21 protein-coding genes and 1 riboswitch are annotated in these 21932 nt (G+C 71.1%); of the genes, 14 read left to right on the top strand and 7 right to left on the bottom strand.

Features of this window, described 5'->3' with window-relative positions; translation table 11 throughout:
• Positions 1 to 97: 97 nt before the first annotated feature.
• From ABZ873_RS04115 to ABZ873_RS04130, 4 genes are all read left to right on the top strand, one after another.
• Positions 98 to 547 carry an Rrf2 family transcriptional regulator gene (locus ABZ873_RS04115; protein WP_360864780.1) on the top strand — a complete coding sequence of 150 codons (450 nt, stop codon included), beginning with the start codon at positions 98 to 100 and terminating at the stop codon, positions 545 to 547.
• 151 nt (positions 548 to 698) lie between these two features.
• Entirely contained in the window at positions 699 to 1895 is a 1197-nt protein-coding gene (locus ABZ873_RS04120; RefSeq protein WP_360864783.1) for a globin domain-containing protein, read from the top strand.
• A 128-nt stretch (positions 1896 to 2023) separates the two neighbouring features.
• A complete protein-coding gene (locus tag ABZ873_RS04125; protein ID WP_360864786.1) occupies positions 2024 to 2614 on the top strand; it encodes an N-acetylmuramoyl-L-alanine amidase in 591 nt (196 codons plus the stop codon).
• A 65-nt stretch (positions 2615 to 2679) separates the two neighbouring features.
• Positions 2680 to 3561, top strand: coding sequence for a pyridoxal-phosphate dependent enzyme (locus tag ABZ873_RS04130; RefSeq protein ID WP_360864789.1), 882 nt, complete (start codon positions 2680 to 2682; stop codon positions 3559 to 3561).
• 254 nt (positions 3562 to 3815) lie between these two features.
• On the opposite strand, the gene ABZ873_RS04135 is transcribed toward ABZ873_RS04130, so the two are convergent.
• The gene (locus tag ABZ873_RS04135) at positions 3816 to 5396 is read right to left on the bottom strand and encodes a Na+/H+ antiporter (protein ID WP_360864792.1); all 1581 of its coding nucleotides are present in this window, start codon (positions 5394 to 5396) and stop codon (positions 3816 to 3818) included.
• Between the two features lie 55 nt (positions 5397 to 5451).
• On the opposite strand from ABZ873_RS04135, the gene ABZ873_RS04140 reads away from it, so the two are divergent.
• The 3 genes from ABZ873_RS04140 (at position 5452) to ABZ873_RS04150 (ending at position 7363) form a co-directional block, all read left to right on the top strand.
• Positions 5452 to 5712, top strand: a complete 261-nt coding sequence (locus ABZ873_RS04140) for a UBP-type zinc finger domain-containing protein (protein ID WP_360864796.1) — start codon at positions 5452 to 5454, stop codon at positions 5710 to 5712.
• Between the two features lie 206 nt (positions 5713 to 5918).
• A complete protein-coding gene (locus ABZ873_RS04145) occupies positions 5919 to 6332 on the top strand; it encodes an anti-sigma regulatory factor (RefSeq protein ID WP_360864799.1) in 414 nt (137 codons plus the stop codon).
• Positions 6329 to 7363 carry an RNA polymerase sigma factor SigF gene (locus ABZ873_RS04150; RefSeq protein WP_360864802.1) on the top strand — a complete coding sequence of 345 codons (1035 nt, stop codon included), beginning with the start codon at positions 6329 to 6331 and terminating at the stop codon, positions 7361 to 7363. Before ABZ873_RS04145 ends, ABZ873_RS04150 begins: the two co-directional genes overlap by 4 nt.
• A gap of 52 nt (positions 7364 to 7415) precedes the next feature.
• On the opposite strand, the gene ABZ873_RS04155 is transcribed toward ABZ873_RS04150, so the two are convergent.
• Positions 7416 to 7859 (bottom strand): hypothetical protein, encoded by a 444-nt coding sequence (locus tag ABZ873_RS04155; protein ID WP_360864805.1) that lies wholly within the window; start codon positions 7857 to 7859, stop codon positions 7416 to 7418.
• An 84-nt stretch (positions 7860 to 7943) separates the two neighbouring features.
• Between ABZ873_RS04155 and ABZ873_RS04160 the strand changes: the two genes are divergently transcribed.
• Both ABZ873_RS04160 and ABZ873_RS04165 read left to right on the top strand, forming a co-directional pair.
• Complete coding sequence (locus ABZ873_RS04160) at positions 7944 to 8909, top strand: diacylglycerol kinase family protein (protein WP_360864808.1); 966 nt, start codon at positions 7944 to 7946, stop codon at positions 8907 to 8909.
• A 322-nt stretch (positions 8910 to 9231) separates the two neighbouring features.
• A complete protein-coding gene (locus ABZ873_RS04165; protein WP_003953983.1) occupies positions 9232 to 9489 on the top strand; it encodes a WhiB family transcriptional regulator in 258 nt (85 codons plus the stop codon).
• Between the two features lie 169 nt (positions 9490 to 9658).
• Here ABZ873_RS04165 and ABZ873_RS04170 read toward each other — a convergent pair whose 3' ends face one another.
• The gene (locus ABZ873_RS04170) at positions 9659 to 11131 is read right to left on the bottom strand and encodes a PAS domain-containing sensor histidine kinase (RefSeq protein WP_360865043.1); all 1473 of its coding nucleotides are present in this window, start codon (positions 11129 to 11131) and stop codon (positions 9659 to 9661) included.
• 624 nt (positions 11132 to 11755) lie between these two features.
• On the opposite strand from ABZ873_RS04170, the gene nagB reads away from it, so the two are divergent.
• The gene (nagB, locus tag ABZ873_RS04175; protein WP_360864812.1) at positions 11756 to 12541 is read left to right on the top strand and encodes a glucosamine-6-phosphate deaminase; all 786 of its coding nucleotides are present in this window, start codon (positions 11756 to 11758) and stop codon (positions 12539 to 12541) included.
• Positions 12542 to 12623: 82 nt separating this feature from the next.
• Here nagB and ABZ873_RS04180 read toward each other — a convergent pair whose 3' ends face one another.
• The 4 genes from ABZ873_RS04180 to ABZ873_RS04195 all read right to left on the bottom strand — a co-directional run bounded on the left by ABZ873_RS04180 (position 12624) and on the right by ABZ873_RS04195 (position 17481).
• Positions 12624 to 14123: a glycoside hydrolase family 3 protein gene (locus ABZ873_RS04180; protein WP_360864815.1), complete on the bottom strand. Its 1500-nt coding sequence runs from the start codon at positions 14121 to 14123 to the stop codon at positions 12624 to 12626.
• Positions 14124 to 14130: 7 nt separating this feature from the next.
• Complete coding sequence (locus ABZ873_RS04185) at positions 14131 to 14949, bottom strand: carbohydrate ABC transporter permease (RefSeq protein ID WP_360865046.1); 819 nt, start codon at positions 14947 to 14949, stop codon at positions 14131 to 14133.
• A 68-nt stretch (positions 14950 to 15017) separates the two neighbouring features.
• The gene (locus ABZ873_RS04190) at positions 15018 to 16037 is read right to left on the bottom strand and encodes a sugar ABC transporter permease (RefSeq protein ID WP_360864819.1); all 1020 of its coding nucleotides are present in this window, start codon (positions 16035 to 16037) and stop codon (positions 15018 to 15020) included.
• A gap of 163 nt (positions 16038 to 16200) precedes the next feature.
• Positions 16201 to 17481: an extracellular solute-binding protein gene (locus ABZ873_RS04195; protein WP_360864822.1), complete on the bottom strand. Its 1281-nt coding sequence runs from the start codon at positions 17479 to 17481 to the stop codon at positions 16201 to 16203.
• 289 nt (positions 17482 to 17770) lie between these two features.
• Here ABZ873_RS04195 and ABZ873_RS04200 point away from each other — a divergent pair, with 289 nt between their 5' ends.
• The 4 genes from ABZ873_RS04200 to ABZ873_RS04215 all read left to right on the top strand — a co-directional run bounded on the left by ABZ873_RS04200 (position 17771) and on the right by ABZ873_RS04215 (position 21716).
• Positions 17771 to 18535, top strand: coding sequence for a GntR family transcriptional regulator (locus ABZ873_RS04200; protein WP_360864825.1), 765 nt, complete (start codon positions 17771 to 17773; stop codon positions 18533 to 18535).
• A gap of 122 nt (positions 18536 to 18657) precedes the next feature.
• Positions 18658 to 20877: a carbon starvation CstA family protein gene (locus ABZ873_RS04205; protein ID WP_360864827.1), complete on the top strand. Its 2220-nt coding sequence runs from the start codon at positions 18658 to 18660 to the stop codon at positions 20875 to 20877.
• Positions 20874 to 21071: a YbdD/YjiX family protein gene (locus ABZ873_RS04210; protein WP_360864830.1), complete on the top strand. Its 198-nt coding sequence runs from the start codon at positions 20874 to 20876 to the stop codon at positions 21069 to 21071. The genes ABZ873_RS04205 and ABZ873_RS04210 overlap by 4 nt, the downstream gene beginning before the upstream one ends.
• A 147-nt stretch (positions 21072 to 21218) precedes the next feature.
• Positions 21219 to 21716 carry a GNAT family N-acetyltransferase gene (locus ABZ873_RS04215; RefSeq protein ID WP_360864833.1) on the top strand — a complete coding sequence of 166 codons (498 nt, stop codon included), beginning with the start codon at positions 21219 to 21221 and terminating at the stop codon, positions 21714 to 21716.
• Between the two features lie 44 nt (positions 21717 to 21760).
• A riboswitch (cobalamin riboswitch) is annotated at positions 21761 to 21890 on the top strand.
• Positions 21891 to 21932 lie beyond the last annotated feature (42 nt).

Here is a 21932-nt window from a genome sequence, read left to right on the forward strand (position 1 = left end):
CCGCGCGAGCCCTCGGCGACCAACGATTTTCGGCCAACCCGTGAGGCCGTACCGCCGTTAATTTGTATCTGCGATGCAAGTTTCCTACGGTGTCCCCATGCGGCTGACGCGATTCACCGACCTGGCGCTGCGCACCCTGATGCGCCTGGCCGTCGAGGAGACGGACCTCCCCACGACCCGCGAGGTCGCGGCGACGATGGAGGTCCCCTACACGCACACGGCCAAAGTGGTCGCCAGGCTGCAGCATCTCGGTCTCGTCGAGGCGCGGCGCGGCCGCGGCGGCGGGCTCGCCCTGACCTCCGCCGGCCGGGCCGCCTCGGTGGGCGCCGTGGTGCGCGAACTGGAGGGCGAGGGCGACGTGGTGGACTGTGAGGGCGCCACGCCCTGCCCGCTGCGCGGCGCCTGCCTGCTGCGCGGCGCGCTGCGCCGGGCACAGGACGCCTTCTACGCCACCCTGGACCCGCTGACGGTGAACGACCTGGTGGCGGCCCCGACGGGGCCGCTTCTGCTGGGCATCTCCGGCCGGCCGCCGACCGGGGTGGACTGATGGCCGGTTAACACCGCTCCCCCACCCGCCCGGATCAAACCCCGGCGAGAGCTCGAACAGAAGTCCGCATCCCCGCGGACCACTGCACCCAAAAATACGCATCTAAGATGCCAATTATTGCTCCACCAGCACCCGCACATGAGGAGTCCGCATGCTGTCCGAGACCTCGGCCGCGACCGTACGAGCCACCCTCCCCGCCGTCGGAGCGGCCATCGGTGACATCACGGAGCTGTTCTACGAGAAGCTGTTCGCGGCCCACCCGGAGCTGCTGCGCGACCTCTTCAACCGCGGCAACCAGAACGCCGGCCTGCAGAAGCAGGCCCTCGCCGGCTCCATCGCCGCCTTCGCCACCCACCTCCTCGCCCACCCGGACACCCGCCCCGACGTGATGCTGGGCCGGATCGCCCACAAGCACGCCAGCCTCGGCGTCACCCGCGAGCAGTACGCGGTGGTCCACCTGCACCTCTTCGAGGCGATCACCGAGGTGCTGGGCGAGGCCGTCACCCCCGGGGTCGCCGCCGCCTGGGACGAGGTGTACTGGCTGATGGCCAACGCCCTCATAGCCATCGAGGAGCGGCTGTACGCGGAGCGCCGTACCGTCGCCGGGGACGCGTGGCGCGAGTGGACCGTCACCGGGCGGGTGGAGGAGACCGCCGACTGCGCCACCTTCCGCCTCGCCCCCGCCGACGGCTCCCCCGCGCCCGCGCACCTGCCCGGCCAGTACGTCTCCGTCCAGGTGGAACTGCCCGACGGGGCCCGCCAGATCCGCCAGTACAGCCTGTCCACCGCGCCCGGCTCCCCGGTCCGCGCGATCACCGTCAAGCGGATCCACGGGCCCGCCGCGCACGGGCCCGACGGCGAGGTCTCCCACCACCTGCACACCCGGGTGCGCGTCGGCGACACCCTGCGGGTCTCGCTCCCGTACGGCGATCTGACCCTGGAGGACTCCGGCGCGCCGGTCCTGCTCGCCTCGGCCGGAATCGGCTGCACCCCGATGCTCTCGATGCTGGAGCACCTGGCCGACACCGGCCACACCGCCCCCGTGACGGTCCTGCACGCGGACCGCTCCCCCGCCGACCACGCCCTGCGCTCCGACCACCGCGCCCTGACCCACAAGCTGGCCGACGCCACGGCCCGCTTCTGGTACGAGGAGTCGGCGGAGCCGGGCGACGCCACCGGCCTCATGGACCTGACCGGCGTGAACATCCTCCCGGGCACCCTGGCCTACCTCTGCGGGCCGCTGCCGTTCATGCGCTCCGTACGCGCGCAGCTCCTCGCCCAGGGCGTACCGGCGGCCGACATCCGCTATGAGGTGTTCGGCCCGGACCTGTGGCTGGCCTCCGCGTGACGCCTGTCCGGATCCGCTCGCTCGCCGTACGAAAACACTAGCCGCGGAAGGGTCGCCTCCACTAAACCGGAGCGTGACGATACGGACACATGGGGTGTCCGTCGCGCACCGCACGAAGGGAGGCGGCCATGGCCGCACCCATGTCCGCGGACCGGTTCATCAACGCACTCCGGGGCGAAGGTCTGACCGTCGTCGAGGTCGGCGCCTGGCGCACCCACAACCGCAACCACAAGGGCCCCTGGGGCCCCGTGCACGGGGTGATGATCCATCACACCGTCACCCGCGGAACCCCTTTCACCGTCGACCTCTGCCGCAACGGCCGCAGCGACCTCCCGGGGCCGCTCTGCCACGGCGTGATCGCCAAGGACGGCCGCGTCCACCTGGTCGGCTACGGCCGCGCCAACCACGCGGGCAGCGGCGACTCCGACGTCCTGGCGGCGGTGATCGCGGAGAAGCGGCTCCCTCCCGACAACGAGACCGACACCGACGGCAACCGCCACTTCTACGGCTTCGAGTGCGAGAACCTGGGCGACGGCAAGGACCCCTGGCCGGAGGTCCAGCTCGACGCGATCACCCGCGCGGCGGCGGCCCTGTGCCGCGTCCACGGCTGGAAGGCCCCCTCCGTGATCGGCCACCTGGAATGGCAGCCGGGCAAGATCGACCCCAGAGGCTTCACCATGGCCGCCCTGCGCACCCGCATCGCGGAACGCCTGAAGTGACCCCCGGGTGACGAGGCGGCACCACCGCTTCGTCACCCGCCGGAGAACCGCCCCACAATGGTCGGGTGGACCACCCCGAACTGCGCCCCCGCCCGCCCTCCCCCTTGCAGGAGGTGCATGACGAGCGGTTCGAGCAGCGGGGGGTACGGCTCCTGCTCAAGCGGGACGACCTTGTGCACCCCGAGCTCCCCGGCAACAAGTGGCGCAAGCTCGCCCCCAACCTGCGGGCCGCACTGGAAGCGGGCCACGACCAGGTCGTCACCTTCGGTGGGGCCTACTCCAACCACCTACGGGCCACCGCAGCGGCCGGCCGGCTGCTGGGCATCGAAACCATCGGCATCGTCCGCGGCGACGAGCTCGCCGGCCGCCCCCTCAACGACTCCCTGGCCCGCTGCGCGGCCGACGGCATGCGCCTGCACTTCGTCTCCCGCTCCCGCTACCGCGCGAAGTCCGCCCCGGAAACCCAGGCCCAGCTGGTGCACGAGGCAGGGGCCGGCAACGCGTACGTCGTACCCGAAGGCGGCAGCAACGCCCTCGCCCTCACCGGCTGTGCCGAGCTCGGCCGGGAACTCAACGGCCTCACGGACATCGCCGCCGTGGCCTGCGGCACCGGCGGCACCCTGGCCGGCCTGGCAGCCGGCCTGGCCCCCGACCAAAGGGCCCTCGGCGTCCCAGTCCTGGCCGGCGCCTTCCTCCCCGAGGAGATACGTTCCCTCCAGCAAGCGGCCTTCGGCGCCCCCACTCCGAACTGGACCCTGGCCGAGGGCTTCCACCACGGCGGCTACGCCCGAGTCCCCCCAGAACTCGACCGCTTCGCCGCCGACTTCGAGACCCGCCACAACCTCCCCGTCGAGCGGATCTACGTGGCCAAACTCCTCTGGGCCCTCACGGCACTCCCCTTCCCACCCGGCACCACCGTGACAGCGATCATCACCGGCCGCCCCTGACCGCCGGGGCCGGGGACGGGGTGGGGGTGATGTCCGGGACGTAGAACGTGATTTGTTGGCGCGGCAGGAGCCCGTACAGCACACCCCCGCCAGGGCGCCATAAATCATGAGTCCCGGACGTCACCCCCACCCCGTCCCCGGCCCCACCACACACCGCCGCACCGCCGCACCCGGGCCAGCCCGCACCCCGCCGCACCGCCGCACCGCCACACCGGGCCAGGCCAACCCCGGCCGAGCCCCCCGCAGGGACCTCGTCACGACGCCTCCCGATACGCCGCCGCCTCCTCCAGATCCAGCCTCCGCAGCAACACCCGCAGCATCTCGTCGTCGATCCGCCGCCCGTCCCGCAGCGTCACGAACACCTCCCGCTCCGCCTCGATCATCTCCCGCGCCAACCGCCGGTAGACATCGTCCGCCGACTCCCCCGTCAGCGCGTTGACCTCCCCCAGCCGCTCCCACACCGCGTTGCGCCGCCGGTCCATCACCGTCCGCAGCCGGTCCGCCAGCGGCGGCGGCAGGGTGGCGTTCTCCGGCTCCTCCAGCAGCTCCGCCAGCCGCTCCTCCGCCGCCCGCGACGCCTCGCTCTGCGCCTGCGCCTCCGCCAGCGTCTCGGCCTGCACATCCCGCGGCGGCAGCCGCAGCGCCTTGATCAGCGGCGGCAGCGTCAGCCCCTGCACCACCAGCGTGCCGATGACCGTCGTGAAGGTGAGGAAGAGGATCAGGTCCCGGTGCGGCACGGACATCGGTACGGAGAAGGCGATGGCCAGCGAGACCACGCCCCGCATCCCGGCCCACCCCACGATCACCGGCGCCTTCCAGTCCGTCTCCGGCTCCCGCTCACGGATCCGCGGCGACATCCAGCGCGGCACGAAGGTCGCCGGGAAGACCCACACGAACCGGGCCACCACCACCACGACGAACACCGCCACCGCGTACCAGGCCGCGGCGGCGCCCTCGTACTCCCCGAGCCCCTGGAGCACCACCCGCAGCTGGAGCCCGATCAGCGCGAAGACCACCGACTCCAGGATGAAGGCGACCATCTTCCAGACGGCCTCCTCCTGGAGCCGCGTCGCGAAGTCGACCTGCCAGTTCCGGTGCCCGAGGTACAGCGCGACCACCACCACCGCCAGCACCCCGGAGGCATGCACCCGCTCGGCCGCCGCGTACGCCACGAACGGGATGAGCAGCGACAGGGTGTTCTGGAGCAGCGGCTCCTTCATCCGCTTGCGGAGCTGGTGGATCGGCACCATCAGCAGCAGGCCCACGCCGATCCCGCCCACCGAGGCGAGCAGGAACTCCGCGATCCCGCCCGCCCAGCCGGCGCTCACTCCGACCGCCGCCGCCAGCGCCACCTTGTAGGCGGTGATCGCGGTGGCGTCGTTGACCAGGGACTCCCCCTGGAGGATGGTCGTCATCCGGTTCGGCAGCCCGAGCTTGCGCGCGATGGCCGTGGCCGCGACCGCGTCCGGCGGGGCGATCACCGCGCCGAGCACGAGGGCCACCGGCAGCGACAGCCCCGGCACCACCAGGTAGGCGGCGTAGCCGACGGCCACCGTCGCGAAGAGCACGTAGCCCACGGACAGCATCGCGATCGGCCGGGCGTTGGCCCGCAGGTCCAGGTACGAGCTGTCCACCGCGGCCGTGTGCAGCAGCGGCGGGAGCAGCAGCGGCAGCACGATGTGCGGGTCGAGGGTGTACTCGGGCACGCCCGGCACGTACGAGACCGCGAGCCCGGCCGCGACCAGCAGCAGGGGCGCCGGCACCGGGGTGCGGCGCGCCAGCCCCGCGACGGCCGCGCTGAACGCGACCAGCGCCACCAGCGGCAATACCTCCATCGAAGATCCCTCCTCCTCCGTCGCGCGCCCGCGCCCTGGCCGTACGCTGGCCATCATGAGCGAGTGCACCCACGTTGCCGAACTGCCGCGCCCCGAACCGGTCCCCTCTGACCGGACCTGTCCCGAATGTCTGGCCGTCGGCAGCCACCCCGTGCAGCTGCGGATGTGCCTGGCCTGCGGGCACATCGCCTGCTGCGACTCCTCCCCCTTCCGGCACGCCACCGCGCACCACCAGGAGACCGGTCATCCCGTGATGCGGAGCTTCGAGCCGGGCGAGAGCTGGCGATGGTGCTTCGTGGACGGTTCGATCGTCTGAGGCAGGGGTAGATCAACCCTCCGCCGGCTCCCCGGATTTGAACCCCGCAGACCCCTAGCCACTGTGCGTACCCATGGGCTTACCATCGGTCACTGGCCGCAGTGCGGGGTGCTCCGAGCGGGCGCCAGCAGGGGTGCCGCGACACGATCGCCCGGATCGCGGTAGCGTCACCGGCGAACAGAGCTCGTACCACCTTGGAGGTGAGGGTGTCCCAGATCGCAGGCGAGCCCGGGACTCAGGACTTCGTGGAAGTCCGGCTGCCCGCTGCGGGTGCCTACCTGTCGGTGCTGCGAACGGCCACGGCCGGTCTCGCGGCACGTTTGGACTTCACCCTCGACGAGATCGAGGACCTCCGCATCGCGGTGGACGAAGCCTGCGCGATCCTGCTCCAGCAGGCCGTGCCGGGCTCCGTCCTCAGCTGCGTCTTCCGGCTGATCGACGATTCGCTGGAGGTGACCGTCTCGGCCCCGACCACGGACGGCCGCGCGCCGGAGCGTGACACGTTCGCGTGGACGGTCCTGTCGGCGCTGGCCGGCAAGGTCGAGTCCACGGTCGAGGAGGACCGGACGGTGAGCATCAGCCTCTACAAACAGCGCGGCGCGGGACCAGGCCCGGCGTGAGCGGCGGGGAGATCCCGGTGCGGGACGGTGATCGGCCCCGGGTACGGCACGAGGTCGACGGCGGCATCCCGGAACAGCAGTACGCCCGGCCGCACCCGGCTGACGCGGATGCGGAAGACGGCTTTTTGGACTCGGCGGAGCGACGGGCGGGCCCTATGAGCGAGAACCAGCACGACCAGTCACAGCCGACGCGGCCTCCGGAGGAGGCGGCCGCCGCGGCGGCCGACGGGCTGCCGGTGTACCCGGTGTCCCCGCCGCCCCCGGCGCTGCCCGATCCCCGCGACCGCAGCAGCGCGCGGGCCCTCTTCGTCGAGCTGCGGGCGCTGCCCGACGGCTCGGCGGAGAAGGCGGAGCTGCGCAACCGGCTGGTACGGATGCACCTGCCGCTCGTCGAGCACCTGGCGCGGCGCTTCCGCAACCGCGGCGAACCGCTCGACGACCTGACGCAGGTGGCGACGATCGGCCTGATCAAGTCGGTGGACCGGTTCGACCCGGACCGCGGGGTCGAGTTCTCCACGTACGCCACGCCCACGGTGGTCGGCGAGATCAAGCGCCACTTCCGTGACAAGGGCTGGGCGGTACGGGTCCCCAGACGCCTCCAGGAGCTGCGGCTCTCGCTGACCACGGCCACGGCCGAGCTGTCCCAGCAGCACGGCCGCTCCCCGACGGTGCACGAGCTGGCGGAGCGGCTGGGCATCTCCGAGGAGGAGGTGCTGGAGGGGCTGGAGTCGGCCAACGCCTACAGCACGCTGTCGCTGGACGTCCCGGACACCGACGACGAGTCGCCGGCGGTCGCGGACACCCTGGGCGCGGAGGACGAGGCGCTGGAGGGGGTCGAGTACCGCGAATCCCTCAAGCCGCTGCTGGAGGGGCTGCCCCCGCGGGAGAAGCGGATCCTGCTGCTTCGTTTCTTCGGGAACATGACGCAGTCGCAGATCGCGCAGGAGGTCGGCATCTCCCAGATGCACGTCTCCCGGCTGCTGGCCCGCACCCTGGCCCAGCTCCGGGACAAGCTCCTCGTCGAGGAGTAGGCCGAGGAGCGGGCCCCGGCTCCGCAGACCCTCGTACCCCGGGGAGAGGGTGTTATTCGGACGGGCTTCCGATGCCCAGTGCCTCGGTCGCCGTCGGGTTCACCAGGAGGACGACGACGGCCACCGCGGCCACGGCGAGCGCCACCGCGGCGGCGATCATCGCGCCGCCGGTGCTGTACAGGGTCCAGGCCACCGGCAGCGCCATCAGCTGGGTGATCAGTGCCGGGCCGCGGCTCCAGCGGCGGCCCAGGCGCAGCCCGCGGGCCGCGATCAGCGGCAGGGCGGCGAGGGCGAGCAGGGTGATCCCGCCGGTCTCGGCCTGCTGCGGGGAGTCGGGGTCGCCGGCGATGCCCACGAACAGCATGTAGACACCGAGGCCGGCCAGCGCCAGGCCCTCCAGGGCGGTGAGCGCGGCGGCGGCGGTCAGCCGGCCGGGCAGCGCGGCGGGCGGGGCGGACTCGGCGGCGGGGGTCTTCGCGGGCTGCTTCTTACTCACCCCAGCAGGGTAGCCGCGGTGCCCCGGGCCCGGAGGGGGCGGGCAGTAGGGTCGGCCCCGGACGGGGTGGGTAGTCTGGCGCACATGCGTGCACTTCTCGTGGCCAACCCAGCAGCGACGACCACCAGTGCGCGCACGCGCGATGTCCTGATCCACGCCCTGGCCAGCGAGATGAAGCTGGAGGCGGTCACCACCGAGTACCGCGGGCACGCCCGCGACCTGGGGCGCCGGGCCGCGCACGAGGGGCTGGACCTCGTCGTCGCCCTCGGCGGCGACGGCACGGTGAACGAGGTCGTGAACGGGCTCCTGCACGACGGGCCGGATCCGACCCGGCTGCCCCGGCTGGCGGTGGTGCCCGGCGGGTCCACGAATGTGTTCGCCCGCGCCCTCGGGCTCCCCAACGATTCGGTGCAGGCCACCGGCGCCCTGCTGGACGCGCTGCGCGAGGAGCGCGAGCGGACGGTGGGCCTCGGTCTGGCGGCGGGTGCCCCGGGCACGGAGGACGAGTCGGTCCCGGCGCGCTGGTTCACCTTCTGCGCGGGCTTCGGCTTCGACGCCGGGGTGGTGGGCCGGGTCGAGCAGCAGCGCGAACGCGGCAAGCGTTCGACGCACGCGCTGTACGTTCGGCAGCTGATGCGGCAGTTCTGGGAGGAGCCGAACCGCCGGCACGGGACGGTCACGCTGGAGCGGCCCGGCGCGGATCCGGTGACGGACCTGGTGCTGTCGATAGTGTGCAACACCTCACCGTGGACATATCTGGGGAATCGTCCCTTGTACGCCTCCCCGGAGGCGTCGTTCGATACTGCGCTTGACGTATTGGCCCTGGACCGTTTGTCAACTCCGGCGGTCGCCCGGTACGCGACGCAGCTCCTGACCTCCACTCCTGAGCGGGGTCCGCACGGCAAGCACGCGGTGTCTCTGCACGATCTGACCGACTTCACCTTGCATTCGAAGGTTCCGCTTCCGTTCCAGATGGACGGCGATCACCTCGGACTGCGCACCAGCGTTCGGTTCACAGGCGTACGCCGGGCACTGCGTGTGATTGTGTGAGTAGAAGGGCCCCGGGGCCTTTCAGTCGAACGTTTACACGCCGGTCCACCCTCACGATGTAGGGCTGTGACCTAGTAGACACCGACGAATCAAAAAAAACTTTCCGGAAGGGGTTGTATCCCCGTCCGAGGTTTGCGAATCTCTTCATGGCGATCGGGACAGCCCGCAAGACCCGGCACCCACACAGACCGCCAGAACCCCTCCACGAATCTCTGACTGATCACCCGGGAAACTGGGCGGTCGCCCTTCCCTCACGGGGGGATTCGTGAAAGCGTTCACATTCACAAGCAACCTGTTCGCAATACAAGGAGATGGAGCAGCCATGGACTGGCGTCACAACGCCGTTTGCCGCGAGGAAGACCCGGAACTCTTCTTCCCCATCGGCAACACCGGTCCTGCGCTGCTGCAGATCGAGGAAGCCAAGGCCGTCTGCCGCCGCTGCCCCGTCATGGAGCAGTGCCTGCAGTGGGCGCTCGAGTCCGGTCAGGACTCCGGCGTCTGGGGCGGTCTCAGCGAGGACGAGCGCCGCGCCATGAAGCGCCGCGCCGCTCGCAACCGGGCGCGCAACGCCAGCGCCTGACAACGACTTTCGAGCCTCGACGCGCAGCGCGTAGCACCGGACAGCGCTCAGCACCGTGCTCTTGAGCCCCGGACCGAATCCTTCGGTCCGGGGCTCAGTGCTGTGATCCGGCTACGCAGCGTACGGAGGGCGGCGAGGCCGCCCGTCACGCCGGGTGACGGTTCCGCTGCTACTTCTGCGGGCTGGACGGCAGGTCCAGCACGACCTTGGTGCCGCGCGGCGCCGCCGGGACCATGTCGAAGGTGCCGCCGAGCTCCCCCTCCACGAGGGTCCGTACGATCTGCAGCCCGAGGTTGCCGGCCCGCTGGGGGTCGAAGCCCTCGGGCAGCCCCTTCCCGTCGTCGATCACGGTGATCAGCAGGCGCCCGTCCTTGCGGCCCGTGCCCGAGCGCATCGCGGAGACCTCGACGGTGCCGCGCCCGCCCTCGTCGGGGAAGGCGTGCTCCAGGGCGTTCTGCAGGATCTCGGTCAGCACCATGGACAGCGGCGTGGCCACCTCCGCGTCCAGGATCCCGAAGCGGCCGGTGCGCCGGCAGTCCACCTTGCCCGGGGAGATCTCCGAGACCATCGCGATCACCCGGTCGGCGATCTCGTCGAACTCCACGCGCTCGTCCAGGTTCTGAGAGAGCGTCTCGTGCACGATCGCGATCGAACCGACGCGGCGCACGGCCTCGTTGAGCGCTTCCCGGCCCTGCGGCGAATCCATCCTGCGGGCCTGGAGCCGCAACAGGGCGGCCACCGTCTGGAGGTTGTTCTTCACCCGGTGGTGGATCTCCCGGATGGTGGCGTCCTTGGTGATCAGTTCACGTTCGCGACGGCGCAGTTCGGTGACGTCGCGGCAGAGCACCAGGGAGCCGATCCGGGTCCCCTTCGGCTTGAGCGGGATGGCGCGCAGCTGGATGACCCCGCCGTTGCCCTCGACCTCGGTCTCCCGGGGGGCCCAGCCGCTGGCGAGCTTGACCAGGGCCTCGTCCACGGGGCCGCGGGAGGGCGCCAGTTCGGCCGTGGTGGCGCCGAGGTCCTGGCCGACGAGGTCGGAGGCGAGGCCGAGGCGGTGGTAGGCGGAGAGGGCGTTCGGGGAGGCGTAGGTGACCACGCCGTCGGCGTCCAGACGGATCAGGCCGTCCCCGACCCGCGGGGAGGCGTCCATGTCCACCTGCTGGCCGGGGAAGGGGAAGGAGCCCGCCGCGATCATCTGGGCGAGGTCCGAGGCGGACTGGAGGTAGGTCAGCTCCAGCCGGCTCGGTGTACGCACAGTGAGCAGGTTGGTATTCCGCGCGATCACTCCGAGTACGCGTCCCTCGCGGCGCACGGGGATGGACTCGACCCGGACCGGGACCTCCTCGCGCCACTCCGGGTCGCCCTCGCGCACGATGCGGCCCTCGTCGAGCGCGGCGTCGAGCAGCGGGCGGCGGCCGCGGGGCACCAGGTGGCCGACCATGTCGTCCTGGTAGGAGGTCGGACCTGTGTTCGGGCGCATCTGGGCGACCGAGACGTAGCGGGTGCCGTCGAGGGTGGGGACCCACAGCACGAGGTCGGCGAAGGAGAGGTCGGAGAGCAGCTGCCACTCCGAGACCAGCAGGTGCAGCCACTCCAGGTCGGTTTCACCGAGAGCGGTGTGCTGGCGTACGAGGTCGTTCATGGAGGGCACGGGGCGAGCGTACCCCGGGTACGTGTGATGACTTTCCCCACGACGGTACTCGGGAGTATCCAGGAGGGGTTCACTCCGCGTACTGTTGGAGGAAGTGACGGGTTTTCCCGCACCGTCATTGGATGGACAGAACAGAATGGTCTAGTCCAGAATTGACCCCACAGTCTCCGCCCTCCCCGCACAGGAGGACGGAACCGAGGGAGCCGCGCACTCTGCCCTGACTGCGCAGGCCCCTCGCACCGGCCGCCGGGAACCGCACACCTGACGGCCGTAAGTACTCCGGGCTACGGTGCCGGGCGGGTTGAGGGTCCCGCCCTGCACCGTGGCCCAGAGGAATTCCGGGGCCTCTCCCCTTTTCGCCGCCGGCCCGTCGAGCCGGACGAGCCTCCACGGCCAGGCATGCGGGGCCCGTCCCGCCACCGCTTCCCGTACCGCCCCGTCGCCTCCCCGTCGCCGCCCGGCCGCCCCGTCGCGCGACCGCTGCGGCATGCCCGGGAGGCCGGTGTCCGCGATACGGAACACCATGGAAAAGACGGGCGCGAGCCCCCTGCGCACCCGCCCCGCTCTGCTAGATTGGTCTATACCACACCACCACTCCAGATCGGCAGGCCACGCGTGGAAGTTGTCATCGTCCCGGACGCCAAGGCAGGCGGAGAGCTCATCGCGGAGGCCATGGCCGCCCTGGTACGCCGCAAGCCCGACGCCCTGCTCGGCGTGGCGACCGGCTCTACCCCGCTGCCCGTCTACGAGGCCCTCGCGGCCAAGGTCGCGGCCGGTGAGGTCGACGCCTCCGCGGCCCGTATATGCCAGCTCGACGAGTACGTCGGCCTGCCCGCCGGACACCCCGAGGCGTACCGGGCCGTCGTCCTGCGCGAGGTGGTCGAGCCGCTGGGGCTCTCCGCGTCCTCCTTCATGGGCCCGGACGGCTCGGCCGAGGACATCACCGCCGCCTGCGAGGCGTACGACCGGGCGCTGGCCGAGGCCGGCGGGGTCGACCTCCAGCTGCTGGGGATCGGCACGGACGGGCACATCGGCTTCAACGAGCCCTGCTCCTCGCTGGCCTCGCGCACCCGGATCAAGACGCTCACCCACCAGACCCGGGTGGACAACGCGCGCTTCTTCGACAACGACCTGGAGCAGGTGCCGCACCACGTCATCACCCAGGGCATCGGCACCATCCTGGACGCCCGCCACCTGGTCCTGCTGGCCACCGGTGAGGGCAAGGCGGAGGCCGTCGCGCAGACCGTGGAGGGCCCGCTGTCGGCCCTGGTCCCGGCCTCGGCCCTCCAGCTGCACCGGCACGCGACCGTCGTGGTGGACGAGGCGGCCGCCTCGAAGCTCAAGCTGGCCGACTACTTCCGCCAGACCTACGCCGACAAGCCCGCCTGGCAGGGCCTGTAGCGGCCACGGAGCCGTACGGGAAACGCCGCGCCCCCCGGACCCCTGTCCGGGGGGCGCGGCGTTTCCCCCGCGGCCGGGGCGGTCAGCTCCCGGCCCCGCTGGCGACCACCTCGGCGGCGGCGCGGCCGCAGACGCGGGCGGCGCCGTGGGTGGCGATGTGCAGGGCGCCGCGCGGCTCGGCGCCCGGGAGGCCCATCTCGACCACGACGGTGTCCGGGCGGGCCGCGACGAGGGCGTCCAGGACCGCGGTCATCCACGGGTGGCGGTGCGCGTCGCGGACCACGGCGACGACGGTGCGCTCCCCCGCGGCGGCCAGGATCCCGGCGGCGTCGGCGCCCTCCGGGTAGCGGCCCGAGAGGGTGCCCGGCACCAGGGCGGCGAGCTCGTCGGCCAGGCCCCAGGGGGTCTCGTCGCCGACGGCGATGTTCGCGACCGGGGTGAGGGTGGCGACGTAGGCGTCGGTCAGCGGGCCCGCCGAGCCGGTGACGGCCAGGGCCCGGCGGGCGGCGGCCAGCCCGATGCCGGACGCGCGGCCCCCCTCCTGCCGCGCGTCCGGCCGGGCGGCGACGGTCCACGCGGCCAGCGCGCGGACCCGTGCGGCGGCGTCGGCGAGGCGCTCCTGCGGGAGCGTGCCCTCGCGGACGGCGGCGACCAGGGCGTCGCGCAGCCGCAGGACGGTGTCCTCGTCGGCGAGTCCGCCGCCGACGCAGATGGCGTCGGCGCCGGCCGCGATGGCGAGGACGGAGCCGCGCTCGATGCCGTAGGTGCCGGCGATGGCGTTCATCTCCATGCCGTCGGTGACGATCAGGCCCTCGTAGCCGAGTTCCTTGCGCAGCAGCCCGGTGAGGATCCGCGGGCTGAGCGTGGCCGGGCGGGTGGGGTCGAGGGCGGGCACGAGGATGTGCGCGCTCATCACGGCCTTGGTGCCCGCCTCGATGGCGGCCTTGAAGGGGACGAGCTCCCGGGCGACGAGGGTGTCGAGGTCGGCGTCGATGCGCGGGAGGGCGTGGTGGGAGTCGACGTTGGTGTCGCCGTGCCCGGGGAAGTGCTTGGTGCAGGCGGCGACGCCGGCGGCCTGGAGGCCGTCGACGTAGGCGGCGGTGTGCCGGGCGGCGAGGTGGGTGTCGGCGCCGAAGGAGCGGACTCCGATGACCGGGTTGTCCGGGTTGGAGTTGACGTCGGCGGAGGGCGCCCAGTCGAGGTTCACCCCGCAGGCGGCGAGGCGGCGGCCCATCTCGTGGGCGACGCCGCGGGTCAGGGCGGTGTCGTCGACGGCGCCGAGGGCCAGGTTGCCGGGGAAGGAGGAGCCGTCGCGGACCTCCAGGCGGGTGACGTCGCCGCCCTCCTCGTCGATGGCGACGAGGACGTCGTCCCGCTCGGCGCGCAGCTGCGCGGTCAGGGCGGCGAGCTGTGCGGGCGAGGCGATGTTGCGGCCGAACAGGCCGACGGCGGTGAGCCCTTCGCCGATCTGCCGGAGCAGCCAGGCGGGGGCGGTGGTGCCCTCGAAGCCGGGCTGGAGGACGGCGAGGGCGTCGCGGGTGACCTCGTCGGAGGCGGTGGCGCGGTGCGCAAGGACTGTCATGACGGCGTCATCCCTTCACTGCGCCGGAGGTCATGCCGCCGACGGCCTTGCGCTGGAGGAAGATGAAGATGAGCAGGACCGGGATCGCGAAGAGCGAGGACGCGGCCATGGTGGCGCCCCAGTCGTTGCCGAAGGCGGACATGAACTCGGTCAGCCAGAGCGGCAGGGTCTGCGCGGTCTTCTCCTTGTTGAGGATCAGGACCATGGCGAACTCGTTCCAGGCGGTGATGAAGCCGAAGAGCGAGGTGGACATCAGGCCGGGCGCCAGCAGCGGGAAGATCACCTTGCGGAACGCCTGGCCGCGGGTGCAGCCGTCGATCTGGGCGGCCTCCTCCAGGGTCACCGGGACGGCGGCGATGAAGCCGCGCAGGGTCCAGATGGTGAAGGGGAGGATCATCACGAAGTAGATCGCGGTCAGCAGCGGGAGGCTGTTCAGCATCTCGCCGTCACGGGCGATCATGTACATCGCGATGACCATGACCTCCCAGGGGGCCATCTGGGCCATCATCACGGTGAGGACGAGGCCCTTGCGGCCGCGGAAGCGCATCCGGGCGATGGCGAAGCTGGCGGCGAGGGCGACGAGCAGGGCCAGCATGACGGCGCCGAGGGTGACCAGGACGCTGTTGGTGACGTAGGTCCAGAAGTTCTCGACGCCGGTGGCCTTGGCGAAGTTGGCCGTCGTGGGCGTGAAGACGAAGACGGGGTCCTTCGTCAGCATCTGGTCGGCCGGCTTGAGGGCCGAGGAGAACATCCAGTAGACGGGGAAGACGAAGACCAGGGCCAGCAGGAGCGCGCCGATGTTCTTGGCCACGGCGCCGGGACGCACCGGCCGGCGGGTGCGGAGCTGCTGCGCGGGCCGTTCGGGGGCCGCGGGCTTCGGGGCGGTGGTGGTGCTCACTGCTCCTCCTCCTGCTTCAGGATCAGGCGGAAGTAGAAGGACATGACGATCACGAGGATCAGGATCGTCAGGACGGAGATCGCGGCGGCGAGGCCGTAGTGGGCCTGGCTCTGGCCCTCGACGTAGGCGAAGACCGGCAGGATCTCGGAGCCGCGGTCCGGGCCGCCCTTGTTCATGGCGTAGACCTGGGTGAACGCCTTGAAGACCCAGATCACCTCCAGGAAGGTGGTGATGAGGAAGAAGGGCTTGAGGTTCGGGAAGACGATCTTCCAGAAGGTCTGCCAGCCGTTCGCGCCGTCCATGCGGGCGGCCTCGTACAGCTCGGCGCCCACGGTGGTGAGGCCGGCGTACATGTTGAGGGCGACGAAGGGGATGGAGCCCCAGACCACCAGGAGGGTGACGATCACCATCGTGGAGAGGCCGGTCTCCATCCAGTTGTGCTGCTCGTAGCCGGAGAAGCCGGCGGTGCGCATGACCCAGTTCATGACGCCGAACTGCTCGTCGAACAGCCAGCGGAAGACCTGGACGGAGGCGACGATGGGCATGGCCCAGGCCATCACCAGCGCCATGGAGAGGACCAGGCGCATCTTCGTGCCGAGCCTGTTCAGCAGGATGCCGATGAGGCTGCCCAGGACCATGATGAGCGCGACATTGGCCAGGGTGAAGGCGAAGCTGCGGACGACGACGGTCCAGAAGGCGGAATCGCCCAGCAGCTCGGTGTAGTTGGCCAGGCCCGCGAAGGGGTACTTCCGCTGGATGAACTCGACCTTGTTGATGTCCTGGAGGGACAGGATCACGTTCTTGATCAGCGGGTACAGCAGCAGCGTCGCGAGGGCGAGCACGGCGGGCGCGACCAGCAGATAGGGCAGCCATCCCGAGGGGAGCGGCTTTCTGCCTCCGCGAGGCGGCACGGCGCTGGTGCCGGGGGCTGGGGCCGGCGCCTGGGGCCGTCCGGCGGACTTCGGTGGTGCGTCCTGTGGAGCGCTGGTCGTCGCTCCCTGGGAGTGCACGGTCATGGCTTGGCTTCCTCGCGGTTGACTGTGGAGTCAAATGCGCGACCGGGGGCGCGGCGGGTGTCCGGGCACCTGCCGCACCCCCCGGTGCGTTCACACTGCTGGTTCGTGCGGGTACTGCGGGTCCTGCGGGTACTGCGGGTTCTGCCGATACCGCGGGGCGGGACTACTTGTTGATGCGCTTGGCGATCTCGGCGTCCGCCTCGGCGCCGGCCTTGGCCGCGTCCTCACCCTTCAGGACCTTGGTCATGAACTCCTTGATGGGGTTCGGCTCGGTCTCGACGTTCGCCCAGCCCGCGGTGACCGGGGTGATCTTGCCGTTGACGCCGGCCTTGCCCATGGCCTCGGCGAAGGAGCCCGCGGCCGGGGTGAAGTTGGCGCCGGCCTGGTTCGGGAGCAGCGCGCCCTTGGTCTCGGCGGCGTACTTCGTCATCTGGTCCTTGCCGGCGGCGAGGGCCAGCCACTCCTTGGCGAGGTCCTTGTTCTTGGAGCGCTCGGCGACGGCGAGGTTGGAGCCGCCGAGGAAGACGGTGCTGGTCTTGTCGGCCGTCTTGCCCGGGATCGGGAAGTAGCCGAAGTCGGCCTCCTTGCCCGCTTCCTTGAGGGCCTTCTCCGCTCCGCCGGCCTCCCAGCCGAGACCGATCCAGGAGGCGACGCCGCCCTTGGGGACGATGTCGGTGGACTGCTGCGGGTTGGCCTCGTCCTTGTCCTTGGGCGCGGTGGAGAACGCCTGGAGCTTCTTGTAGAACTCCATCGCGGCGCCGGCCTGCGGGGTGCCGAGGGCGCCCTTCCACTTGGAGCCGTCCTTGACGGCGAGGTCGCCGCCCTCGTCCCAGACCAGACCGGCGAGGACGTACCAGCTCTGGCCGGGGAGGTAGATGGGCTGGGTGGCCGGGTCGGCCGCCTTCAGCTTCTCCAGGCCGGCGATCCACTCGTCACGGGTGGTGGGCGGGGTGACGCCGGCCTTGGCGAACGCCTTCTTGTCGTAGATGACGACGCGGTTGGCGGCGTACCAGGGGGCGGAGTAGAGCTTGCCGTCGACCTCGGCCGAGGCGAGCATGCTCTTCTGCCAGGCGTCGGCGCCGAGCTGGGCCCGGTCCTTCGTCAGGTCGGCGAGGCCGCCGGTGACCGCGTAGCCGGCGGTCTGGGTGTTGCCGAGTTCAAGGACGTCCGGAGGGTTGTTCTCGGAGAGGGCCGTGGTGACCTTCTCCTGGATGCCGGTCCACTTCTGCTCCTCGACCTTGACCGTGACACCGGGGTGCTTGGCCGAGAACTCCTTGTTGACCTCGTCGATCCAAGCCTTCGGCGCGGAGCCGTCCATGACCCAGACGGTGATCTCCTTGGGACCCGCGTCGGCCTTGGCCTTGTCGTCGTCCCCGTTGCCACACGCCGCGAGACCGACCATCATGCCCGCGACACCGACCGCCGCGATGAGCTTGCGCTTCACGCCACCCTCCTCAGGGATGCCTGCCTGCACTTCCCTTGCCCGCCGCGGTGACATACGCGAAGTACTGCCGTGGGGCTGGGATCTGATCCATATTGGTGTAGACCAGTAGCTGGAGCTTGGCCTAGACCTATAGGGGTGTCAAGGGTCTAATGAGCGGGTGCCCGGTCCGTTATCGGACCGACACCTGGGGAGAGAGAAGGCCAGTACCCCCACTCGTGTCACCATGTGACCGCACATATCGGAGGAGCCGGTGACGGCAGCGAAACTGGAGTCGGGAAGGCGGGCGGCGATGGCCACCGAAGGCACGCTCACGGAGCCGGAGGGCGGGGCAGTCACCCGGACGGCGCGTGTTCCCAAGTACTACCGACTCAAGCGGCACTTGCTCGACATGACCGAAACCATGCCCCCCGGGACGCCGGTACCGCCGGAGCGCACCCTCGCGGCCGAGTTCGACACCTCGCGGACCACCGTCCGGCAGGCCCTCCAGGAACTGGTGGTGGAGGGGCGGCTGGAGCGGATCCAGGGCAAGGGCACCTTCGTCGCCAAGCCCAAGGTCTCCCAGGCCCTGCAACTCACCTCGTACACCGAGGACATGCGCGCCCAGGGACTGGAGCCGACCTCCCAGCTCCTCGACATCGGCTACGTGACGGCCGACGACACCCTGGCCGGACTGCTCAAGATCAACACCGGCGGACGGGTCCTGCGCATCGAGCGGCTGCGCCTGGCCAGCGGCGAGCCGATGGCCATCGAGACCACCCACCTGTCCGCCAAGCGCTTCCCCGCGCTGCGGCGTTCGCTCGCCAAGTACACCTCCCTCTACACCGCCCTGGCCGAGGTGTACGACGTCCACCTCGCCGAGGCCGAGGAGACCATCGAGACCTCCCTCGCCACCCCGCGCGAGGCCGGGCTGCTCGGCACCGATGTCGGCCTGCCCATGCTGATGCTCTCCCGGCACTCCCTGGACGCCGACGGCGAGCCCGTGGAGTGGGTGCGCTCGGTGTACCGCGGCGACCGCTACAAGTTCGTCGCCCGGCTCAAGCGCCCCGCCGTCTGAGCCGTCCCCCGCGCCGCGTACCGGAATCCCTCGACCGGAATGCGGACGGGGGCTTACGTTCACCAGGCATTCCCCCGTAGATTCCGCCTGCTTACGCAGATGATCGACGAGGGGACGAGGTCATGCCTGAACCGGAAGCAACAGGGACAGAACGGGACACGGCGAGTCCGGCCGCCACACCGGGCTCGCTCTCCCCGAAGTCCGTCGCCGTGTGGGTGCTCGTCGGCCTCGTCGGCGCCATCGGCTGGGGCGTGCTCGCGCTCTCCCGCGGTGAGGAGATCTCCGCCGCCTGGCTGCTCGCCGCCGCGCTGGGCTCGTACGCCATCGCCTACCGCTTCTACGCCCGCTTCATCGCCCACCGCGTGCTCAAGGTGGACGCCACCCGGGCCACCCCCGCCGAACGCCTCGACAACGGTGTCGACTTCCATCCCACCGACCGCCGGGTGCTCTTCGGCCACCACTTCGCCGCCGTCGCCGGCGCCGGGCCGCTCGTCGGTCCCGTGCTCGCCGCGCAGATGGGCTACCTGCCGGGGACGATCTGGATCGTCGCGGGCGTGATCTTCGCCGGCGCGGTGCAGGACATGGTCACCCTGTTCTTCTCCACCCGCCGCGACGGGCGCTCCCTCGGCCAGATGGCCCGGGACGAGATCGGCCCCGTGGGCGGAGCCGCCGCCCTCGTCGCCGTGTTCGCCATCATGATCATCCTGCTGGCGGTGCTGGCGCTGGTCATCGTCAACGCCCTGGCGCACTCCCCCTGGGGCGTGTTCTCCATCGGCATGACCATCCCGATCGCCGTCTTCATGGGCTTCTACCTGCGCGTGCTGCGGCCGGGCCGGGTCACCGAGGTCTCCTTCATCGGCGTCGCGCTGCTGCTGCTCGCCATCGTCGCGGGCGGCTGGGTGGCCGAGTCCTCCTTCGCCGGGACCTTCACCCTGGAGAAGGAGACGCTGGTCATCTGGATGGTGGTGTACGGCTTCCTGGCGTCGGTGCTGCCGGTGTGGATGCTGCTCGCCCCGCGCGACTACCTGTCCACCTTCATGAAGATCGGCACCATCGCGCTGCTCGCCCTCGGGGTGGTCATCGCGATGCCCACGCTCAAGATGCCCTCGGTCACGGAGTTCGCCGCCCGCGGCGACGGGCCGGTCTTCGCCGGGTCGATGTTCCCCTTCGTCTTCATCACCATCGCGTGCGGCGCGCTCTCGGGCTTCCACGCCCTGGTCTCCTCGGGCACCACCCCGAAGATGATCCAGAAGGAGACCCAGGTCCGCATGATCGGCTACGGCGCCATGCTGACCGAGTCCTTCGTCGCCGTGATGGCGATCATCGCGGCCTGCATCATCGAGCCGGGCCTGTTCTTCGCGGTCAACTCCCCCGGCGGCGTCATCGGCACCACCGTGGAATCCGCCTCCCAGGCGGTGACGAACTTCGGCTTCGCGATCTCCCCCGAAGCGCTCGCGCAGGCCGCGAAGGACGTCGAGGAGGCCAGCCTGCTGTCCCGTACGGGCGGCGCGCCGACCTTCGCACTCGGGATGTCCGAGATCTTCTCCGCCGTGCTCGGCGGGGCGGGCATGAAGGCGTTCTGGTACCACTTCGCGATCATGTTCGAGGCGCTGTTCATCCTCACCACGCTCGACGCGGGCACCCGCGTGGGCCGGTTCATGCTCCAGGACAGCCTCGGCAACGTCCACAAGTCCTTCAAGGACGTCAGCTGGAAGCCCGGGGTGTGGTTCGCGAGCGCGATCGTGGTCGGCGGCTGGGGCTACTTCCTGTGGGTCGGCATCAAGGACCCGCTGGGCGGCATCAACCAGCTCTTCCCGCTCTTCGGCATCGCCAACCAGCTGCTCGCGGCGGTCGCGCTGGCCGTCTGCACCACGCTGCTGGTGAAGTCCGGGCGGCTCAAGTGGGCCTGGGTGACGGGTGTCCCGCTGGTCTGGGACGCCACGGTGACGCTGACCGCGAGCTACCAGAAGATCTTCTCGGAGGACGTGAAGGTCGGCTTCTTCGCCCAGCGCGACAAGTACCAGGCGGGCATCGACGCCGACAAGGTGCTGCCGCCGGCGAAGAACATGGACGACATGCACACCGTGGTCACCAACGCCACGGTGGACGGGGTGCTGTGCGCGCTGTTCGCGATCCTGATCCTGGTGGTCCTCGCGGACGCGGCCCGGACCTGCTGGAAGGCCGTCCGGGATCCGGGGTCGGCCACCCTCTCCGAGGTCCCGTGGACCGAGTCGAGGATCGTCGCGCCGGCCGGGCTCATCGCGACCGCCGAGGAGCGCGAACAGCTCGCGGCGGCCGGCCGCGACTCCGGGGGCGGCCAGGTCAAGGAGCCGGTGGCGTGAGCTCCGTACGGAGCGCGCTGGCCCGGGCGCGGTACTGGGTACGGGAGTTCTCCGGCGAGGCCGCCTACGACCGCTACGTGGCCCACGCGCGCTCCCACGACCCGCAGGCGCCGGTCCTCACCCGCCGCGCCTTCGAACACGCCCGCACGGACGCCCGCGAGGCAGACCCCCGCAAGGGCTTCCACTGCTGCTGACCCACCCGAGGGGCCCCGCCGCAACCCGCGCCGGGGCCCCTCCGCATATTCAGCGCACCCAGCCCTCGTACGGGCGCACCCTCCTCGACGGTGCCCGCCACAGACGACAGCGGTGCCCGCCGCCCGGCGTGCGGCACACTCGGGCGCATGGACATGGTGATCAGGCGGGCAGTGCCCGGGGACTACGTGGGGCTCGGGGAGATCACGGCGCGGGCCTATCTCGACGACGGGCATCTGGACTTCAACGAGGACGACGCCTATCTGGGCGTGCTGCGGGACGTGGCCGGGCGGGCCGCGGTGGGTGAGGTGCTGGTCGCCGAGCAGGACGGGCTGCTGCTCGGCGGAGTGACCTTCGCCGCACCCGGGAGCCCGCTCGCGGACATAGCCGGGCCGGACGAGGCCGAGTTCCGGATGCTCGCGGTGGATCACGCCGCGCGGGGCAGAGGGGCCGGGGAGGCGCTCGTACGGGCGTGCATCCAGCGGGCGCGGGCCCTGCCCGGGGTCACCGGCATCGCGCTCTCCACCCAGCGCAGCATGGGCGGGGCCCACCGGATCTACGCGCGCCTGGGCTTCCAGCGCACGCCGGAGCGGGACTGGGCGCCCATCGAGGGCCTGACACTCCTCACGTATCGGCTCAAGCTGTAGCCACGCCGACACTACATGTGGGGGTTGCGGCAACGGGCCGCCCCCACATGTATGCTCATGCCTGCTGTCGCCGCAGGGGAATCCGGTGGGAATCCGGAACTGTCCCGCAACGGTATGAAGTGTCCGACATCCGGACACCAAGTCCGATGACCTGCCGACAGCGTGCCCGGCTCGACCGAACCGGGTGCCGACACGTCCGGGCCTCGCGGTTGGGCC

It is taken from the genome of Streptomyces sp. NPDC047014 (assembly GCF_040644195.1).
Lineage (GTDB): Bacteria > Actinomycetota > Actinomycetes > Streptomycetales > Streptomycetaceae > Streptomyces.

Bases quoted from the DNA above. Each gene is read 5' to 3' on its own strand.
- ABZ873_RS04115 (WP_360864780.1), top strand. From the start codon at position 98: ATGCGGCTGACGCGATTCACCGACCTGGCGCTGCGCACCCTGATGCGC.
- ABZ873_RS04120 (WP_360864783.1), top strand. From the start codon at position 699: ATGCTGTCCGAGACCTCGGCCGCGACCGTACGAGCCACCCTCCCCGCC.
- ABZ873_RS04125 (WP_360864786.1), top strand. From the start codon at position 2,024: ATGGCCGCACCCATGTCCGCGGACCGGTTCATCAACGCACTCCGGGGC.
- ABZ873_RS04135 (WP_360864792.1), bottom strand. From the start codon at position 5,396: ATGGAGGTATTGCCGCTGGTGGCGCTGGTCGCGTTCAGCGCGGCCGTC.
- ABZ873_RS04140 (WP_360864796.1), top strand. From the start codon at position 5,452: ATGAGCGAGTGCACCCACGTTGCCGAACTGCCGCGCCCCGAACCGGTC.
- ABZ873_RS04160 (WP_360864808.1), top strand. From the start codon at position 7,944: ATGCGTGCACTTCTCGTGGCCAACCCAGCAGCGACGACCACCAGTGCG.
- ABZ873_RS04165 (WP_003953983.1), top strand. From the start codon at position 9,232: ATGGACTGGCGTCACAACGCCGTTTGCCGCGAGGAAGACCCGGAACTC.
- ABZ873_RS04170 (WP_360865043.1), bottom strand. From the start codon at position 11,131: ATGAACGACCTCGTACGCCAGCACACCGCTCTCGGTGAAACCGACCTG.
- ABZ873_RS04180 (WP_360864815.1), bottom strand. From the start codon at position 14,123: ATGACAGTCCTTGCGCACCGCGCCACCGCCTCCGACGAGGTCACCCGC.
- ABZ873_RS04190 (WP_360864819.1), bottom strand. From the start codon at position 16,037: ATGACCGTGCACTCCCAGGGAGCGACGACCAGCGCTCCACAGGACGCA.
- ABZ873_RS04200 (WP_360864825.1), top strand. From the start codon at position 17,771: ATGGCCACCGAAGGCACGCTCACGGAGCCGGAGGGCGGGGCAGTCACC.
- ABZ873_RS04205 (WP_360864827.1), top strand. From the start codon at position 18,658: ATGCCTGAACCGGAAGCAACAGGGACAGAACGGGACACGGCGAGTCCG.
- ABZ873_RS04215 (WP_360864833.1), top strand. From the start codon at position 21,219: ATGGACATGGTGATCAGGCGGGCAGTGCCCGGGGACTACGTGGGGCTC.